General features: G+C 71.2%; 11 protein-coding genes and 1 pseudogene. 10 read left to right on the forward strand and 2 right to left on the reverse strand.

Annotation, left to right across the window (positions count from 1 at the left end):
• Nucleotides 1–5 precede the first annotated feature (5 nt).
• Nucleotides 6–203, reverse strand: a pseudogene (locus J7E96_RS33070) (ATP-binding cassette domain-containing protein); the annotation flags it as partial.
• 244 nt (nucleotides 204–447) lie between these two features.
• On the opposite strand from J7E96_RS33070, the gene rhaI reads away from it, so the two are divergent.
• The 10 genes from rhaI (at nucleotide 448) to dhaM (ending at nucleotide 10,968) form a co-directional block, all read left to right on the forward strand.
• On the forward strand, nucleotides 448–1,632 hold the full coding sequence (rhaI, locus tag J7E96_RS33075) for an L-rhamnose isomerase (protein WP_215136925.1): 1,185 nt from the start codon (nucleotides 448–450) through the stop codon (nucleotides 1,630–1,632).
• A 5-nt stretch (nucleotides 1,633–1,637) separates the two neighbouring features.
• Nucleotides 1,638–3,689, forward strand: coding sequence for a bifunctional aldolase/short-chain dehydrogenase (locus J7E96_RS33080; RefSeq protein ID WP_215136927.1), 2,052 nt, complete (start codon nucleotides 1,638–1,640; stop codon nucleotides 3,687–3,689).
• Nucleotides 3,690–3,772: 83 nt separating this feature from the next.
• Nucleotides 3,773–5,293 carry a rhamnulokinase family protein gene (locus J7E96_RS33085; RefSeq protein WP_215136929.1) on the forward strand — a complete coding sequence of 507 codons (1,521 nt, stop codon included), beginning with the start codon at nucleotides 3,773–3,775 and terminating at the stop codon, nucleotides 5,291–5,293.
• Between the two features lies 1 nt (nucleotide 5,294).
• A complete protein-coding gene (locus J7E96_RS33090) occupies nucleotides 5,295–6,050 on the forward strand; it encodes a (Fe-S)-binding protein (protein WP_215136931.1) in 756 nt (251 codons plus the stop codon).
• Nucleotides 6,047–7,525, forward strand: a complete 1,479-nt coding sequence (locus J7E96_RS33095) for a LutB/LldF family L-lactate oxidation iron-sulfur protein (RefSeq protein ID WP_215136933.1) — start codon at nucleotides 6,047–6,049, stop codon at nucleotides 7,523–7,525. The genes J7E96_RS33090 and J7E96_RS33095 overlap by 4 nt, the downstream gene beginning before the upstream one ends.
• Nucleotides 7,522–8,187, forward strand: coding sequence for a lactate utilization protein C (locus tag J7E96_RS33100; RefSeq protein WP_215136935.1), 666 nt, complete (start codon nucleotides 7,522–7,524; stop codon nucleotides 8,185–8,187). The genes J7E96_RS33095 and J7E96_RS33100 overlap by 4 nt, the downstream gene beginning before the upstream one ends.
• Nucleotides 8,188–8,234: 47 nt before the next feature.
• Nucleotides 8,235–8,780, forward strand: coding sequence for a DUF488 family protein (locus J7E96_RS33105; RefSeq protein WP_215136937.1), 546 nt, complete (start codon nucleotides 8,235–8,237; stop codon nucleotides 8,778–8,780).
• A 104-nt stretch (nucleotides 8,781–8,884) separates the two neighbouring features.
• Complete coding sequence (dhaK, locus tag J7E96_RS33110; RefSeq protein ID WP_215136939.1) at nucleotides 8,885–9,877, forward strand: dihydroxyacetone kinase subunit DhaK; 993 nt, start codon at nucleotides 8,885–8,887, stop codon at nucleotides 9,875–9,877.
• A gap of 36 nt (nucleotides 9,878–9,913) precedes the next feature.
• Entirely contained in the window at nucleotides 9,914–10,561 is a 648-nt protein-coding gene (dhaL, locus tag J7E96_RS33115) for a dihydroxyacetone kinase subunit DhaL (protein ID WP_215136941.1), read from the forward strand.
• Nucleotides 10,558–10,968 (forward strand): dihydroxyacetone kinase phosphoryl donor subunit DhaM, encoded by a 411-nt coding sequence (dhaM, locus tag J7E96_RS33120; RefSeq protein ID WP_215136943.1) that lies wholly within the window; start codon nucleotides 10,558–10,560, stop codon nucleotides 10,966–10,968. The genes dhaL and dhaM overlap by 4 nt, the downstream gene beginning before the upstream one ends.
• Nucleotides 10,969–11,048: 80 nt before the next feature.
• Here dhaM and J7E96_RS33125 read toward each other — a convergent pair whose 3' ends face one another.
• Nucleotides 11,049–14,552, reverse strand: a complete 3,504-nt coding sequence (locus tag J7E96_RS33125; RefSeq protein ID WP_308296251.1) for a phosphodiester glycosidase family protein — start codon at nucleotides 14,550–14,552, stop codon at nucleotides 11,049–11,051.
• Nucleotides 14,553–14,657 lie beyond the last annotated feature (105 nt).

Below are 14,657 nucleotides of genomic sequence, written 5' to 3' on the forward strand. Positions count from 1 at the left end.
CCTGCGCCGGCATCGGGCCGGTGCACTCCGGCGAGGGTCTTGATGAGGGTGGACTTGCCGGCGCCGTTCTCTCCGGCGAGCGCGTGAGCCTCTCCGGCGAAGAGCTGGAGGGACACGTCCTGCAGGGCCCGCACCGCACCGAAGGACTTGGAGACGTCCTTCAGTGCCAGGACGGGCACTGCGCCCTTGTCGGGCTGGTTCATGGGGAGCTCCTCAACGGCGGCTACAGCGGCCAGGCCGTGAAAGGTTTCAACGAGGTTCTCGGAAGCTAGACGTGCCGTGCGGACTCCGTCAATGGGTCTGCACCGGAAAGCATCCCCGCTTGCTCAATTTGTAATGTGAGCGCCGTTATCCCATTTCAGGCCCTTGACAGGCAATGCCACTCCCCATAACTTCTCGCTCAATGAAACGATTCACACATCCGTGCGGCACACAGGAGCGCTGACGATGACGACCCGACCGGACGTCTCCACCGTGAAGGCAGCCCTCAAGACACAGGCCATCGAGACGCCGTCCTGGGCCTATGGGAACTCGGGCACCCGCTTCAAGGTGTTCGCGCAGCCCGGCGTCCCCCGTACCCCGCGGGAGAAACTGGACGACGCCGCCCGCGTCCATGAACACACCGGAGTGGCCCCGACCGTCGCCCTGCACATCCCCTGGGACAAGTGCGACTCCTCCGACGGATACACGGAGCTCGCCAAGTACGCCGAGGAGCGCGGCCTGCGGCTCGGGGCGATCAACTCCAATGTCTTCCAGGACGACGACTACAAACTCGGCAGCGTCTGCAACCCGGACCCGGCCGTGCGCCGCAAGGCCCTGGACCATCTGCTCGAATGCGTCGACATCATGGACGCCACCGGATCCCGCGATCTGAAGCTGTGGTTCTCCGACGGCACGAACTACCCGGGTCAGGACGACATCCGGGCCCGTCAGGACCGGCTCGCGGAGGCGCTGGCCGCCGTCTGCGAACGGCTGGGCGAGAACCAGCGGATGCTGATCGAGTACAAGTTCTTCGAGCCCGCCTTCTACACCATGGACGTGCCGGACTGGGGCACGGCGTACGCCCACTGCCTGAAGCTGGGCGAGAAGGCGCAGGTGGTGGTCGACACCGGGCACCACGCGCCCGGCACGAACATCGAATTCATCGTCGCCCTGCTGCTGCGGGAGGGAAAGCTCGGCGGTTTCGACTTCAACTCGCGCTTCTACGCCGACGACGATCTGATGGCCGGGGCGGCGGACCCGTTCCAGCTCTTCCGGATCATGTACGAGGTGGTGCGGGGCGGCGGCTTCGACTCCGGCTCCGGCGTGGCCTTCATGCTCGACCAGTGCCACAACATCGAGGCGAAGATCCCCGCGATCATCCGCTCCGTGATGAACGTCCAGGAGGCCACCGCCAAGGCCCTGCTGGTGGACGCCGGCGCGCTCGGCGAAGCTCAGGCGGCGCGAGACGTGCTGGCCGCCAACGCGGTGCTGATGGACGCGTACAACACCGATGTCCGGCCGCTGCTCGCCGAGGTGCGCGAGGAAATCGGCATCGATGCCGATCCGATGGCGGCGTACCATCGCTCGGGCTGGGCCCAGAAGATCATCGACGAGCGCGTGGGTGGGACCCAGGCCGGATGGGGAGCGTGATCCGTATGGCACAGCACCATGAAGCGCAGGCAGCGGTCGATGGGCTGCTGGAGCGCTCGCACCGGCTGGGAGCCGATCCGCGCAACACCAACTACGCCGGCGGCAATACGTCGGCCAAGGGCACCGCCGTCGATCCCGTGACCGGTACCGGCATCGAGCTGATGTGGGTCAAGGGTTCGGGCGGCGACCTGGGCACGCTCAAGGCGGAAGGGCTCGCCGCGCTGCGCCTCGACCGGCTGCGCGCGCTGACGGGGGTGTATCCGGGCGTCGACCGCGAGGACGAAATGGTCGCCGCCTTCGACTACTGCCTGCACGGCAAGGGCGGCGCGGCCCCCTCGATCGACACCGCGATGCACGGGCTCGTCGACGCCGCCCATGTGGACCACCTCCACCCCGACTCCGGCATCGCCCTGGCCTGCGCCGCCGACGGCGAGAAGCTCACCGCCGAGTGCTTCGGCGAGCAGGTGGTGTGGGTGCCCTGGCGGCGGCCCGGCTTCCAGCTCGGCCTGGACATCGCCGCGGTCAAGGAGGCCAGTCCCCGGGCCATTGGCTGCGTCCTCGGCGGGCACGGCATCACGGCCTGGGGTGCGACGTCCGAGGAGTGCGAGGCGAACTCGCTGCACATCATCCGCACCGCCGAGGCATTCCTCGCCGAGCGGGGCCGGCCCGAGCCCTTCGGCCCGGTGTCGGCGGGGTACGAGCCGCTGGGCGCCACCGAACGCCGCGAGCGGGCGGCCGCGCTCGCCCCGCACGTTCGGGCCATCGCGTCCGCCGACCGGCCGCAGGTCGGCCACTTCAACGACTCCGACACCGTCCTGGACTTCCTCTCCCGCGCCGAGCACGGACGGCTGGCCGCGCTGGGTACCAGCTGCCCGGACCACTTCCTTCGTACGAAGGTCAGGCCGCTGGTGCTCGACGTACCGGCGTCCGCACCCCAGGAAGAGGCGATCGCCCGGCTGAAGGAACTCCACACCGCATACCGCGAGGAGTACCGCGCGTACTACGAGCGGCACGCGGAGCCCGGCTCGCCCGCGATGCGGGGCGCGGACCCGGCGATCGTACTGATTCCCGGTGTCGGCATGTTCTCGTTCGGCAAGGACAAGCAGACCGCGCGGGTGGCGGGCGAGTTCTACGTCAACGCGATCAATGTCATGCGGGGCGCGGAGTCGGTTTCGACGTACGCGCCGATCGAGGAGCGCGAGAAGTTCCGCATCGAGTACTGGGAGCTGGAGGAGGCCAAGCTGCGGCGGATGCCGGAACCGAAGCCCCTGGCCACGCGGATCGCGCTGGTCACGGGCGCCGGATCCGGCATCGGAAAGGCGATCGCGCACCGGCTCGTGGCGGCGGGCGCGTGCGTCGTGGTCGCCGACCTGAACGCGGCGAACGCGGCGGCGGTCACCGAGGAGCTGGGCGGGCCGGACAAGGCGGTCGCGGTCGCGGTGGATGTGACGGACGAGGAGCAGATCGCCGCGGCCTTCCGGGAGGCGCTGCTCGCGTTCGGCGGGGTCGACCTGGTGGTCAACAACGCCGGAATCTCCATCTCCAAGCCGCTGCTGGAAACTTCGGCACGGGACTGGGACCTCCAGCACGACATCATGGCGCGCGGCTCCTTCCTGGTCTCGCGGGAGGCGGCCCGGGTGATGATCGCGCAGGGTCTGGGCGGCGACATCGTCTACATCGCCTCGAAGAACGCCGTCTTCGCGGGCCCGAACAACATCGCCTACTCCGCGACCAAGGCCGACCAGGCGCACCAAGTGCGGCTGCTGGCTGCCGAGTTGGGTGAACACGGCATTCGGGTCAACGGCGTCAACCCGGACGGGGTGGTGCGCGGGTCCGGGATCTTCGCGTCTGGCTGGGGTGCGCAGCGGGCCGCCGTGTACGGCGTGGAGGAGGCGAAGCTCGGCGAGTTCTACGCTCAGCGGACGCTGCTGAAGCGGGAAGTGCTGCCGGAGCATGTGGCGAACGCTGTCTTCGCTCTGACGGGTGGTGAGCTCACACATACGACGGGGCTGCACATCCCGGTGGACGCGGGGGTCGCGGCGGCGTTCTTGAGGTAACGACGCGGCCGCCTGCGGCGGGGCCCTGCCGAAGCCGGGGCTCCGCCCCAGACCCCACCCCACCCGCACTTCACGAGGAACTCATGCCACCCACCCCCACCCACACCTTCGCCGCCGTCGATCTCGGCGCGTCCAGCGGGCGCGTCATGGTGGCCACGGTCGGACCCGAGTCCCTGCACCTGAAAGAGGTGCACCGGTTCCCGAACAGGCCGGTCCGGGTCGGCGGCACCCTGCACTGGGACATCCTCGCCCTCTACCGGGGCGTACTCGACGGCCTGCGGGCGGCCGGAGCAGTGGCGGGCGGGCGGCTCGCAGGGGTCGGGATCGACAGCTGGGCGGTGGACTACGGGCTGCTCGACGCCCACGGGACCCTGCTCGGGAACCCCGTGCACTACCGGGACACCCGCACCGACGGCGCCCCGGAGAAGGTCGCGGCCCTACTGCCGCCCGAAGAGCTGTACGCCGCGACGGGGCTCCAGCATCTGCCGTTCAACACCGTCTTCCAGCTCGTCGCGGCCCACGGCACGCCGCAACTCGCCGCGGCGAAGCAGCTCTTGCTGATCCCCGACCTGATCTCGTACTGGCTGACGGGCGAGGCCGGTACCGAGATCACCAACGCCTCCACCACCCAGCTCGTCGATCCGCGCACCCGCGCCTGGTCCCCCGTCGTCGCCGCACGTCTCGGTATCGACCTCGGCCTCTTCCCGCCCCTGCGCAGCCCCGGAGACCCGGCGGGGTTTCTGCGGCCCGAGGTGCTGGCCGAGACAGGACTTGCCGCCGGCGGCCGCGTCCCGGTGACCGCCGTGGGATCGCACGACACGGCGTCGGCGGTGGCAGGTGTTCCCGCGAACGGTGACGACTTCGCGTACATCGCGACCGGCACCTGGTCCCTGGCGGGGCTCGAACTCGGCCGCCCCGTGCTCACCGAGGCGTCCAGGGCTGCGAACTTCACCAACGAGCTGGGCGTGGACGGCACCGTCCGCTACCTCCGCAACATCATGGGTTTGTGGCTGCTCCAGGAGTGCCTGCGGACCTGGGAGGCACAAGGCGATCCGCAGGACCTCGACACCCTCCTCGAAGCCGCAGCGCACGCGACGCCGCTGCGCTCGGTCGTGGACGCCGGCGACCCCGCCTTCCTCGCGCCGGACGACATGCCACGGCGTATCGCGCAGGCCTGTGTCCGCACCGGACAGCCGGAGCCCCGCACACCGGCCGCCATCACCCGCTGTGTGCTGGACTCGCTCGCCCTGGCCCACCGCAGGGCCGTGGAAGAGGCCCAGACACTGTCCGGCCGGGCGGCGAACACGGTGCACATCGTCGGCGGCGGCGCGCACAACACACTGCTGTGCCGGCTGACCGCGGACGCGACCGGCCTGCCGGTCGTCGCGGGCCCCGCCGAGGCGGCGGCCCTCGGCAATGTTCTGGTCCAGGCGCGCGCGGCCGGTGTGGTCGGCGGGGGACTCGCCGACCTGCGGGCGCTGCTGCGCGCCACGCAGCCCTTGCGGTACTACGATCCGGCGGGCGATCGTACGGCGTGGGACGAGGCCGCGGCCCGTATCGGCAAAGACACAGGCACAGGCACACGTACAGGAAGGAGGGCGTGACGTGCGCGTAGCTCTCTTCGTCACGTGCGTGAACGACACGCTCTATCCGCGCACCGGACAAGCCGTAGTGCGGCTGCTGGAGCGGCTGGGTGTGGAGGTGGACTTCCCACAGGCCCAGACGTGTTGCGGGCAGCCGCAGTTCAACACCGGCTACCGCCACGAGACGGAGCCGCTGGTACGGCGCTTCGACACCGCCTTCGCCGACTACGAATACGTCGTCACGCCGTCCGGTTCCTGCGCCGCGATGGTCCGGGACAACTACCCGCGCATCGGCGCGAAGGCGGCCGCCGAGGGGCGCGGCCAGGCGCTGGCCGAGGCTGCGGCGCGGGCCGTGCCGAAGACGTACGAGCTGACGGAGTTCCTGGTCGACGTCCTGGGGGTGACCGATGTCGGTGCCTGGTTCCCGTACGCCGTCACCTACCACCCCACCTGCCACGGACTGCGCATGCTGGGCCTGGGAGAGCGGCCGCGCAGACTGCTGGAGCAGGTCAAGGGCCTGGAGCTGCGCGAACTGCCCGGCGCGCAGGAGTGCTGCGGTTTCGGCGGCACCTTCGCCGTGAAGAACGCCGCGGTGTCGGCGGCCATGGGCGCGGACAAGGCGCGCGACATCGAGTCCACGGGCGCCGGGGCGGTGTGCACGGTCGACAACTCCTGCCTCATGCACATCGGCGGCACGCTCGCCAAGAAGGGGTCCACGGTACGGCCCGTGCACATCGCGGAGATTCTCGCCGCGACCGAGGAGGATCCCTACACATGAGCGGTACGAGCGACACGTATCTGGGGATGCCGGCGTTCCCCGCAGCGGCGCGGGACGCCGTACGGAACGAGACGCTGCGCGGAAACCTCCGCCACGCCACGCACACCATCCGCGACAAGCGCGCGAAGGCCGTGGCGGAGCTGGACGACTGGGCGCAGCTGCGTGCGGCCGGCAAGGACGTGAAGGACCGGACGCTGCGCCATCTCGACCACTATCTCGTCCAGTTGGAGGAGTCGGTCACGGCGGCCGGCGGGACCGTGCACTGGGCCGCCGACGCCGAGGAGGCCAACCGGATCGTCACCTCTCTGGTGAAGTCGACCGGTGAGAGCGAGGTCGTCAAGGTCAAGTCGATGGCCACGCAGGAGATCGGGCTCAACGAGGCACTGGAGGCCGAAGGCATCCGCGCCTACGAGACCGACCTCGCGGAGCTCATCGTGCAGCTCGGCGACGACCGGCCGTCGCACATCCTGGTGCCCGCCATCCACCGCAACCGGGGCGAGATCCGCGACATCTTCGAGGAGAAGATGGGGAGTTGGGGCAGGGCTGCCCCGGCCGGGCTGACCGACGACCCGGCCGAACTGGCCGAGGCGGCCCGCGTGCATCTGCGGGAGAAGTTCCTGCGCGCCAAGGTCGGCGTCTGTGGCGCCAACTTCATGGTGGCGGAGACCGGCACCCTGGTCGTGGTCGAGTCCGAGGGCAACGGGCGGATGTGCCTGACCCTCCCCGAGACGCTGATCTCTGTCGTGGGCATCGAGAAGGTCGTTCCGACCTGGCAGGACCTCGAAGTGTTCCTGCAGACCCTCCCGCGCTCCTCGACGGCGGAGCGGATGAACCCGTACACGAGCATGTGGACGGGTACGACGGACGGCGACGGGCCGAGCACCTTCCATCTGGTGCTGCTCGACAACGGCCGTACGGACACGCTCGCCGACGAGGTGGGGCGCCAGGCGCTGCGCTGCATCCGCTGCTCGGCCTGCCTGAATGTGTGCCCGGTGTACGAGCGGGCGGGCGGCCACGCGTACGGCTCTGTCTACCCGGGGCCCATCGGCGCGATCCTCAGCCCGCAGCTGCGCGGGACCGGGAGCGCGGTCGACGCCTCACTGCCGTACGCGTCCTCGCTGTGCGGGGCCTGCTACGACGTGTGTCCTGTCGCCATCGACATCCCGGAGGTGCTGGTGCATCTGCGGGAGCGGGTGGTGGAGGGCGGCGAGGTGACCAGGAACGGTGAGCGGGTCACCATCAAGCCCGCGAAGGGGCACGCGGGCGAGCGTGCGGCGATGCGCGCGGCACGCTGGGCGCTGGACCACCCGGGCGCGCTGCGGGCCGGGCAGCGGCTGGCGTCCCGTACCCGCCGCCTTCATCCGAAGCGGCTGCCGGGGCCGGGGCGCGCGTGGAGCGACACGCGCACGCTGCCCGAGATGCCGGCGGAGTCGTTCAGGGACTGGTGGCAGCGCACCCGTGGAGGAGCCCGATGAACAGTGGCAGGGAACGGGTGCTGGCACGGGTGCGCCGGGCGCTGGCGGATGTGCCGCGCGACGAGCGGCCGCAGGATGTGCGGGTGGAGCGCGGCTATCTTCGCGTGCACGGCGACCGGACGAGTGAGCAGACGGTCGACCTGCTCGCGGAGAACCTGGCGGACTACCGCGCTCTCGTGCACCGGGTGGACGCCGCAGGGCTCCCCCAGCTGCTGAAGCGGCTCCTGGCCGCACACGGCTCGCAGTCGGTGCTCGTACCGCCGGGCCTCCCGCCCCGGTGGCTGGCCGCGGACGGCCCGGCCCTGGTGCACGACCGGGAGGCGAACACGGCGTACGAACTCGACGCCGTGGACAGCGTGGTGACCGGCTGCGCGGTCGCGATCGCCGAGACCGGCACGATCGTCCTGGACGGCGGCCCCGACCAGGGCAGGCGCCGGATCACTCTGGTGCCCGACCACCACATCTGCGTCGTACGGGTGCCGGACCAGGTCGTCGGCTCCGTACCGGAAGCGCTCGAACGGCTGGAGCCCGGGAAGCCGCAGACGTGGATCTCGGGTCCGTCGGCCACCAGCGACATCGAGCTGAACCGGGTCGAGGGCGTCCACGGCCCGCGTACGCTTGAGGTGATCCTGGTCGGCGGCGGGGTCGGCGGGCAGGGCTGACGTTTGCGGAAGCCGGCGGCGACAGCGGAACCCCGGTAGGGTGCCCGATGCCCCAGTTCGAGTTGATCACCTTTGGTCACAGCACCGCCGGTCGGACGGCACTGACAGAGCTGCTGCGCCGGGCTGATGTCGTGGCCGTGGTGGATGTGCGGACCGCTCCTGGGAGCCGTCGCGACCCGGACCTGTCGCGGCAGCGGCTTGCCCAGTGGATGCCCGAGGAAGGCATCGCCTACCGATGGGAACAGCGCCTGGGCGGGTTCCGTAAGCCGTCGCCGGACTCACCCGACACGGTATGGCGCAATACGTCCTTCCGCGGCTACGCCGCTCACACCCGTACCCCGCAGTTCATCGCCGCGATGGACGCTCTGATGCGGCAGGCGGCGCAAGAGCGCACAGCAGTCATGTACAGCGAAGCGGTGTGGTGGCGATGCCACCGTCGCCTCATCGCCGATTTCGCTGTCCTCGCCCGTGGCGTGCCCGTCTGTCACCTGATGCACGACGGACGCCTGGCGGCGCATTCCCCGACGCCTGGCGTGCGCCTGCGGACCGACGGCCTCCTCATCTACGACGACGAAGCTTCGCCCCCGCCATGAACGGGCAACGAGCAGCCCGTACACCGCGATACGTGCCTCCCGACGACGTTCCCCCGATACTGGGCTCAGCCGGCCCGTCCCAGGACGCTCACCAGGAGGTACCCATGAGGATGCTCATCAACGTGGCGGAGACGGTCGTCGCGGACGCGTTGCGCGGGATGGCCGCCGCGCATCCGCGGCTCACGGTCGATGTCGACAATCGTGTCGTCGTACGGTCCGACGCGCCCGTAGCGGGCCATGTGGGGCTCGTGTCGGGTGGGGGCAGTGGACACGAGCCGCTGCACGCTGGGTTCGTCGGGCCCGGAATGTTGTCCGCCGCTTGTCCCGGCGAGGTGTTCACGTCGCCCGTACCCGACCAGATGGTGCGGGCGGCGGCCGCGGTCGACAGTGGGCAGGGGGTCCTGTTCGTCGTCAAGAACTACACCGGCGACGTACTCAACTTCGACATGGCCGCCGAGCTCGCCGAGGACGAGGGCATCCAGGTCGCCAAGGTCCTCGTCAATGACGATGTCGCCGTGACCGACAGTCTCTTCACCGCCGGCCGGCGCGGTACGGGTGCGACGCTCTTCGTCGAGAAGATCGCGGGCGCCGCCGCCGAGGAGGGGGCGCCGCTGGAGCGGGTGGAGGCCGTCGCGCGGCAGGTCAACGAGTCGTCCCGGAGCTTCGGCGTCGCCCTCAGCGCCGTCACCACGCCCGCGAAGGGTACGCCGACCTTCGATCTGCCGCCTGGCGAGCTGGAGTTGGGCATCGGTATCCACGGCGAGCCGGGGCGGGAGCGGCGGCCGATGATGACCTCGGGCGAGATCGCGGACTTCGCGGTCGACGCCGTACTGGAGGACCTGCGGCCGACGCGGCCCGTGCTCGTACTCGTCAATGGGATGGGCGCCACCCCGCTGCTGGAGCTGTACGGCTTCAACGCCGAGGTGCAGCGCGTGCTGTCCGAGCGGGGGGTCGCCGTCGCCCGTACGCTCGTCGGTAACTACGTCACCTCGCTGGACATGGCGGGCTGCTCGGTGACGCTCTGCCAGGTGGACGAGGAATTGCTGCGCCTGTGGGACGCACCGGTCGAGACTCCCGCGCTCCGCTGGGGACGTTGAGACTCACATCCGTAACGACCGTGTGAAGGGGATCTTGTGCTCGACGCCGAATTCTTCCGTCGCTGGATGTCGGCCATGGCAGCCGCCGTGGACCGCGAGGCCGACCGCCTCACCGAGCTGGACTCGGCCATCGGCGACGCCGACCACGGCAGCAACCTGCAACGCGGTTTCGCGGCCGTCGCCGCCACGCTGGAGAAGGAGCCGCCCGGCACGCCCGGCGCCGTACTGGCGCTCGCGGGGCGGCAGCTGATCTCGACCGTGGGCGGTGCGTCCGGGCCGCTGTACGGGACGCTGTTGCGGCGTACGGGCAAGGCGCTCGGCGACGAGGGCGAGGTTACGCCCGAGCAGCTCGCCGAGGCGCTGCGTGCGGGCGTCGACGCGGTGGCGCAGCTGGGCGGGGCGAAGGCCGGGGACAAGACGATGCTGGACGCGCTGATCCCGGCGGCGGGCGCGCTCGCCGAGTCGCTGTCGTTCGGTGCGGCGCGGGCGGCGGCCGACGAGGGGGCGCTCGCCACCGTACCGCTGCAGGCGCGCAAGGGCAGGGCCAGCTATCTGGGCGAACGGAGCATCGGGCACCAGGACCCCGGGGCGACGTCGTCGGCCCTGCTCATCGGTGCGCTCGCCGACACGGCAGGCACAGCAGGCGCAGCGGACACAGGGGACGCCGGGGAGGCGGGCGCGTGAGCGGGGACAAGCTCGTCGGGATCGTCCTCGTCTCGCACAGCGCGTCGGTCGCGGCCTCCGTCGCCGAGCTGGCCAAGGGCCTCGCGGGTGGCAAGGAGACCGCTCCGGTGGCCGCCGCGGGCGGCACGCCCGACGGTGGGCTGGGCACCAGTTCGGAGCTGATCTCGGAGGCCGCCAGGTCGGTCGACGGGGGCGCGGGGGTCGCTGTCCTGGTCGACCTCGGCAGCGCGGTGCTCACGGTGAAGGCGCTGCTGGCCGAGGGCGACGAACTGCCGGACGGGGCGCGGCTGGTGGACGCGCCCTTAGTGGAGGGTGCGGTGGCCGCGGTGGTCACCGCGTCGGCGGGCGCGGACCTGGACGCGGTGGAAGCCGCGGCCAAGGAGGCGTACGACTACCGCAAGGTGTGAGGAGCGGGCGTCGCGGGCGTGTGAGCGTGCGGCTCATGGCCCTTGCCCGCAGGGTGCGCGGCAGGCAAGGGCCATGAGATCTATGCGCTTTGCGTGACTTTCGCCGTGTCGCCGTCCCCCTCCGCCGCGATGCGCACTTCCGTCCGCTGTGTCGTGCCGTTGACCGTCACCGCGAGCGTGATCGTCCCCGGTCGTAGTGCCGTCAGGATTCGCGTCGCCGGGTCGAAGGCTGCCGTGTGCCGTGGCCGGGCGTCCTTCGCCGGGCCGATGTGGAGGTTCGGGGAGCCCGTCCAGTCCGCGCTCAGCGGGAAGGCGACCGGGATCCGTCGCGCGCCCTGGGTGACGGTCGCCGCCACCGCCGCGTGGCCGCCGGGAGGCAGTGCTGACGGGGCGTCGAGCGCCAGGGCGTCCACGTGGGCGCGCGTCTGGACCGACACCCAGTCCGGGTGGCCGGCCCACGGGCGTCGGCGAGCCGCCGCCTGTTCGGTGAGTGAGACCTTGTCGACGCCCACCAGTGACCAGCCCGTGAAGCCTCCTTCGGCCGCCGGGCCCGCCGGAGTCTTCCCGGAGTTTCCGTTGATCAGGTACGGAACACCGTCCACGTGCGCGGCGTGGAAGACCCCTACGTGGCTGCCGATGAGACCGGCGCCCTTCCCGGTCGTACGCCGGAAATCGGCCAGCCACCCCTCGATCAGCGCGGCCTCCTTGCGGTCGCCGAGCTGGCTGCCCTTCTGTGCGGTCGGGTCGCGCGGCGGGACGTGTTCGATCAGCATGACCGAGCCGATACGGTCGTCCTCGGACGCCGCTTCCAGTTGTGCGCGCAGGTTCCTGATCTGCGCGAAGCCGCCGCCGCGCAGGCTCAGGCTCGATGTGTCGAGGGTGATGAAGCGGGTGCCTTCGTGGTCGAACGTCCGGTGTGCGGGACCGAATTCGGCGACGAAGTTGTCGATCCTGCCGCCCATCACCTCGTGGTTGCCCGGCACGTAGTACCAGGGCAGGGCGTCCCCCAGCTCCTCCGTCAGTATGCGGCGGGCGAAGGCGAGATCGGCCGGTGATCCCTCGTCGACGAGGTCGCCGTTGATGACGAGGAAGTCCGGCTTCGCCGCCTTGATCTCGCGCAGCGTACGGCGCGCCTGCGCCACAATCGCGCTGTCCGGCTCGCGGGCGACGAACTGGGCGTCGGACATCACCGCGAACTGCCAGTCCCTGCCCTCCGTTTCGGCCGCCGGATCGATGAGCGGGTCGACGGGCGCGGGCCGGTCGGGGAGTACGACGGTGGGTGGGACCTGGGCGGTCAGCGTGTCGATGACGATCTCGCCCGTGTACTGCTTGGCGGCCGCCGTCTCGGCCAGGTAGAAGCGGTGGACGGCGAGCGGCATCGCCGCGCCCGGCGGTACGGCGAAGGTGACCTGCCGCCAGCCGGTCCAGGTGACGAACGGGCCGCGCAGGAGCTGGTCGGAGCCTGCCGCGTCCTTCAGGTGCAGGGTCGGCCAGGCGCCCTTGCCGTCACCCTTGATCCACAGCTTGAACGACTGGGGCTGCCCGGCCACGGCGACCGGTGGCCGCGGCGGGTTGGCGTAGGCGGCGCGGGTCGCCGTCGACTGCGTGAAGTCGTACGTGAGTTTCAGCCCGGTGCCGGTGTGGCCTTCGGGCGTCGCCGCGACCGAGCCGCTCGCGCGGGCCTGGGTGAAGGTCCAGGACGCGGCGTCGTCGAAGGCCGAAACCGCCTGTTCGGTCAGTCCGACGCTGACGGCGAGCGCGGTGACCGCGCCGTTTACGGTGGCCTTGACCTGGCCGGCGCCGCCGCCGCCCGTGAGGGAGGTGACGGTGAAGTTGCCCCGGCCGTCGTCACGGATGCCGAACAGCGAACGGTCGTAGTCGAGCCGCACGTCGCGCGGTTCCACGGGGGCGCTGGTGCCGTGCGCGTCGTACCCGACGATGCCGAACGTGCCGCTCGCCGCCGCGTCCGCGAGCCCCACGCGCCGCGTGGTGGGTTCGACGCGGGCGAGCTCGTCGAGCACGGTCAGCCGCGTGGCCCCCTCGGCGGGACCGCGGTGGGCGCGTACCTTCACGGTGCCGCTGCCGCGCGCCGTGAACAGCCCGTCGCCGTCGACGCGGCCCACGGACGCGCGGGCGCTCCGCCAGTGCGGGTCGCCCCGCGCCGGACCGTAGGTCTCGTCGTAACCGGCGGCCGTGAGCTGCCGCGTCAGGCCGGGGAATACCCGTTCGGGGTGGCCGCCCCTGACCGGGTCCGCGGTGGGTGCGCCACCGGCGGGCGTACGCGTCACTACCCAGTAGCCGCGCAGTTCGCCGCTGCCGTCGGGGGCGGTGAGGGCGAGGCCGTTGGGTACGGTGCGTTCGCTGCCGTCGGACGGGCTGTTCTCCACCTGGAGCGCGTCGCTGCCGGGTTCGCGCGCGATCAGGGTCGACGAGCCGCCGCCGTCGAGATTCAGCGCGCTGTGCGATCCGGCGCGCTTCATCATCACGGCGAGCTCGGTGAGGGTTACGCCGCCGCTGTCGGCCTGGCGGCCGTCGACGGTGAGCACCTGCATCTCGCCGCCGTCCTTGGAGAAGCCGACGGCGGTGCGGGGCGCGGCCGTGTTGTTGCTCTGGCCGTCGTGATTCTGCGGTATGCCGTCCACGACCAGCAGTTCGCGACCGCCGACGGCGGTGCGCGGCAGGGGTCCGCCGTCGTCGGTGCGGACCTTGTACTCCATCGCTACCGGGTCGCCGGGCTTGAGCGAGGTGAGGACGGCTGCGCCTGCCTCGCGGCCGACGAGGACCGTTGTGCCCTCGGGGATGGGTCCGGTGCCGGGCCGGTCGCTGACCTCGACGACCTTTCCGTCCCGTACGGCCGCTTCGGCGACGGGAGTCGCGGCGTCCACCGTCAGGGCTCGGTCGGCCACGCCCCAGCCGGAGTTGTACGCCCCCACTCCCCCGGCCGGCACATTGGCCGCGTTGTACGACGCCAGGGGGTGCGTCCCGGTGGGGAGCGTGAGCGTGCCTTCGAAGTACAGCTGGAGTACGCGGCCGGCGCTGCCGGGGCCGATGCCGATGGCCCGGTTGAGGCCGGCGGCCGGAGAATGGACGGGCTTGCCGTCCTTGACGCCGGGGCCTTGGGGGGCGCCGGTCTGGTTGATGTCGAAGAAGTCGGCGTTGATGGCGGCGACGGTACGGCGGCCAGGGCCGGGGTCGTGCGCGGCGGCGAGATCGGAGACGGAGCGGCGGTCGGAGACCTTGCCTGAGTGAAGGTAGTCGGCTTGCACACCGCCGCCGCCGCTGCCGCCGCTGCCGTCGTGGTCCAGGTCGACGGAGAGCGCGTCCACGCGAAGCCACTTGTCGGATTCGAGGCGGTCGTACGAGCTGAGGCGGACGCCCGGGGCGACCGGGCGGGCGCTGCGGGCGGTCTCGATGCCGTCGCCGTCGACGACGGATCTGGGGCTGCCCGCCGGGGCGCTCGCGGGTGGTGGCGCGACGGGTCTGAGGATTTCCGCCGCGTTACGGGGACGGGGATCGGGGGTCGTATCGGCGGTCGCGGGGGCGATCGCCCCAGCCGTCAGCGCGGTGACCGTCGCGAGAAGCACGACGGGCCGCCTGAGGGTGCCACCAACTGTGCCAAGGCCCACAAGTCCTCCTGGGAAACGGCTGGTTGAGCGGGCAGCGGGCAGTAAGCGCTGTCGCCACAGCAT

The organism is Streptomyces sp. ISL-96, from assembly GCF_018614035.1.
Taxonomy (GTDB): domain Bacteria; phylum Actinomycetota; class Actinomycetes; order Streptomycetales; family Streptomycetaceae; genus Streptomyces.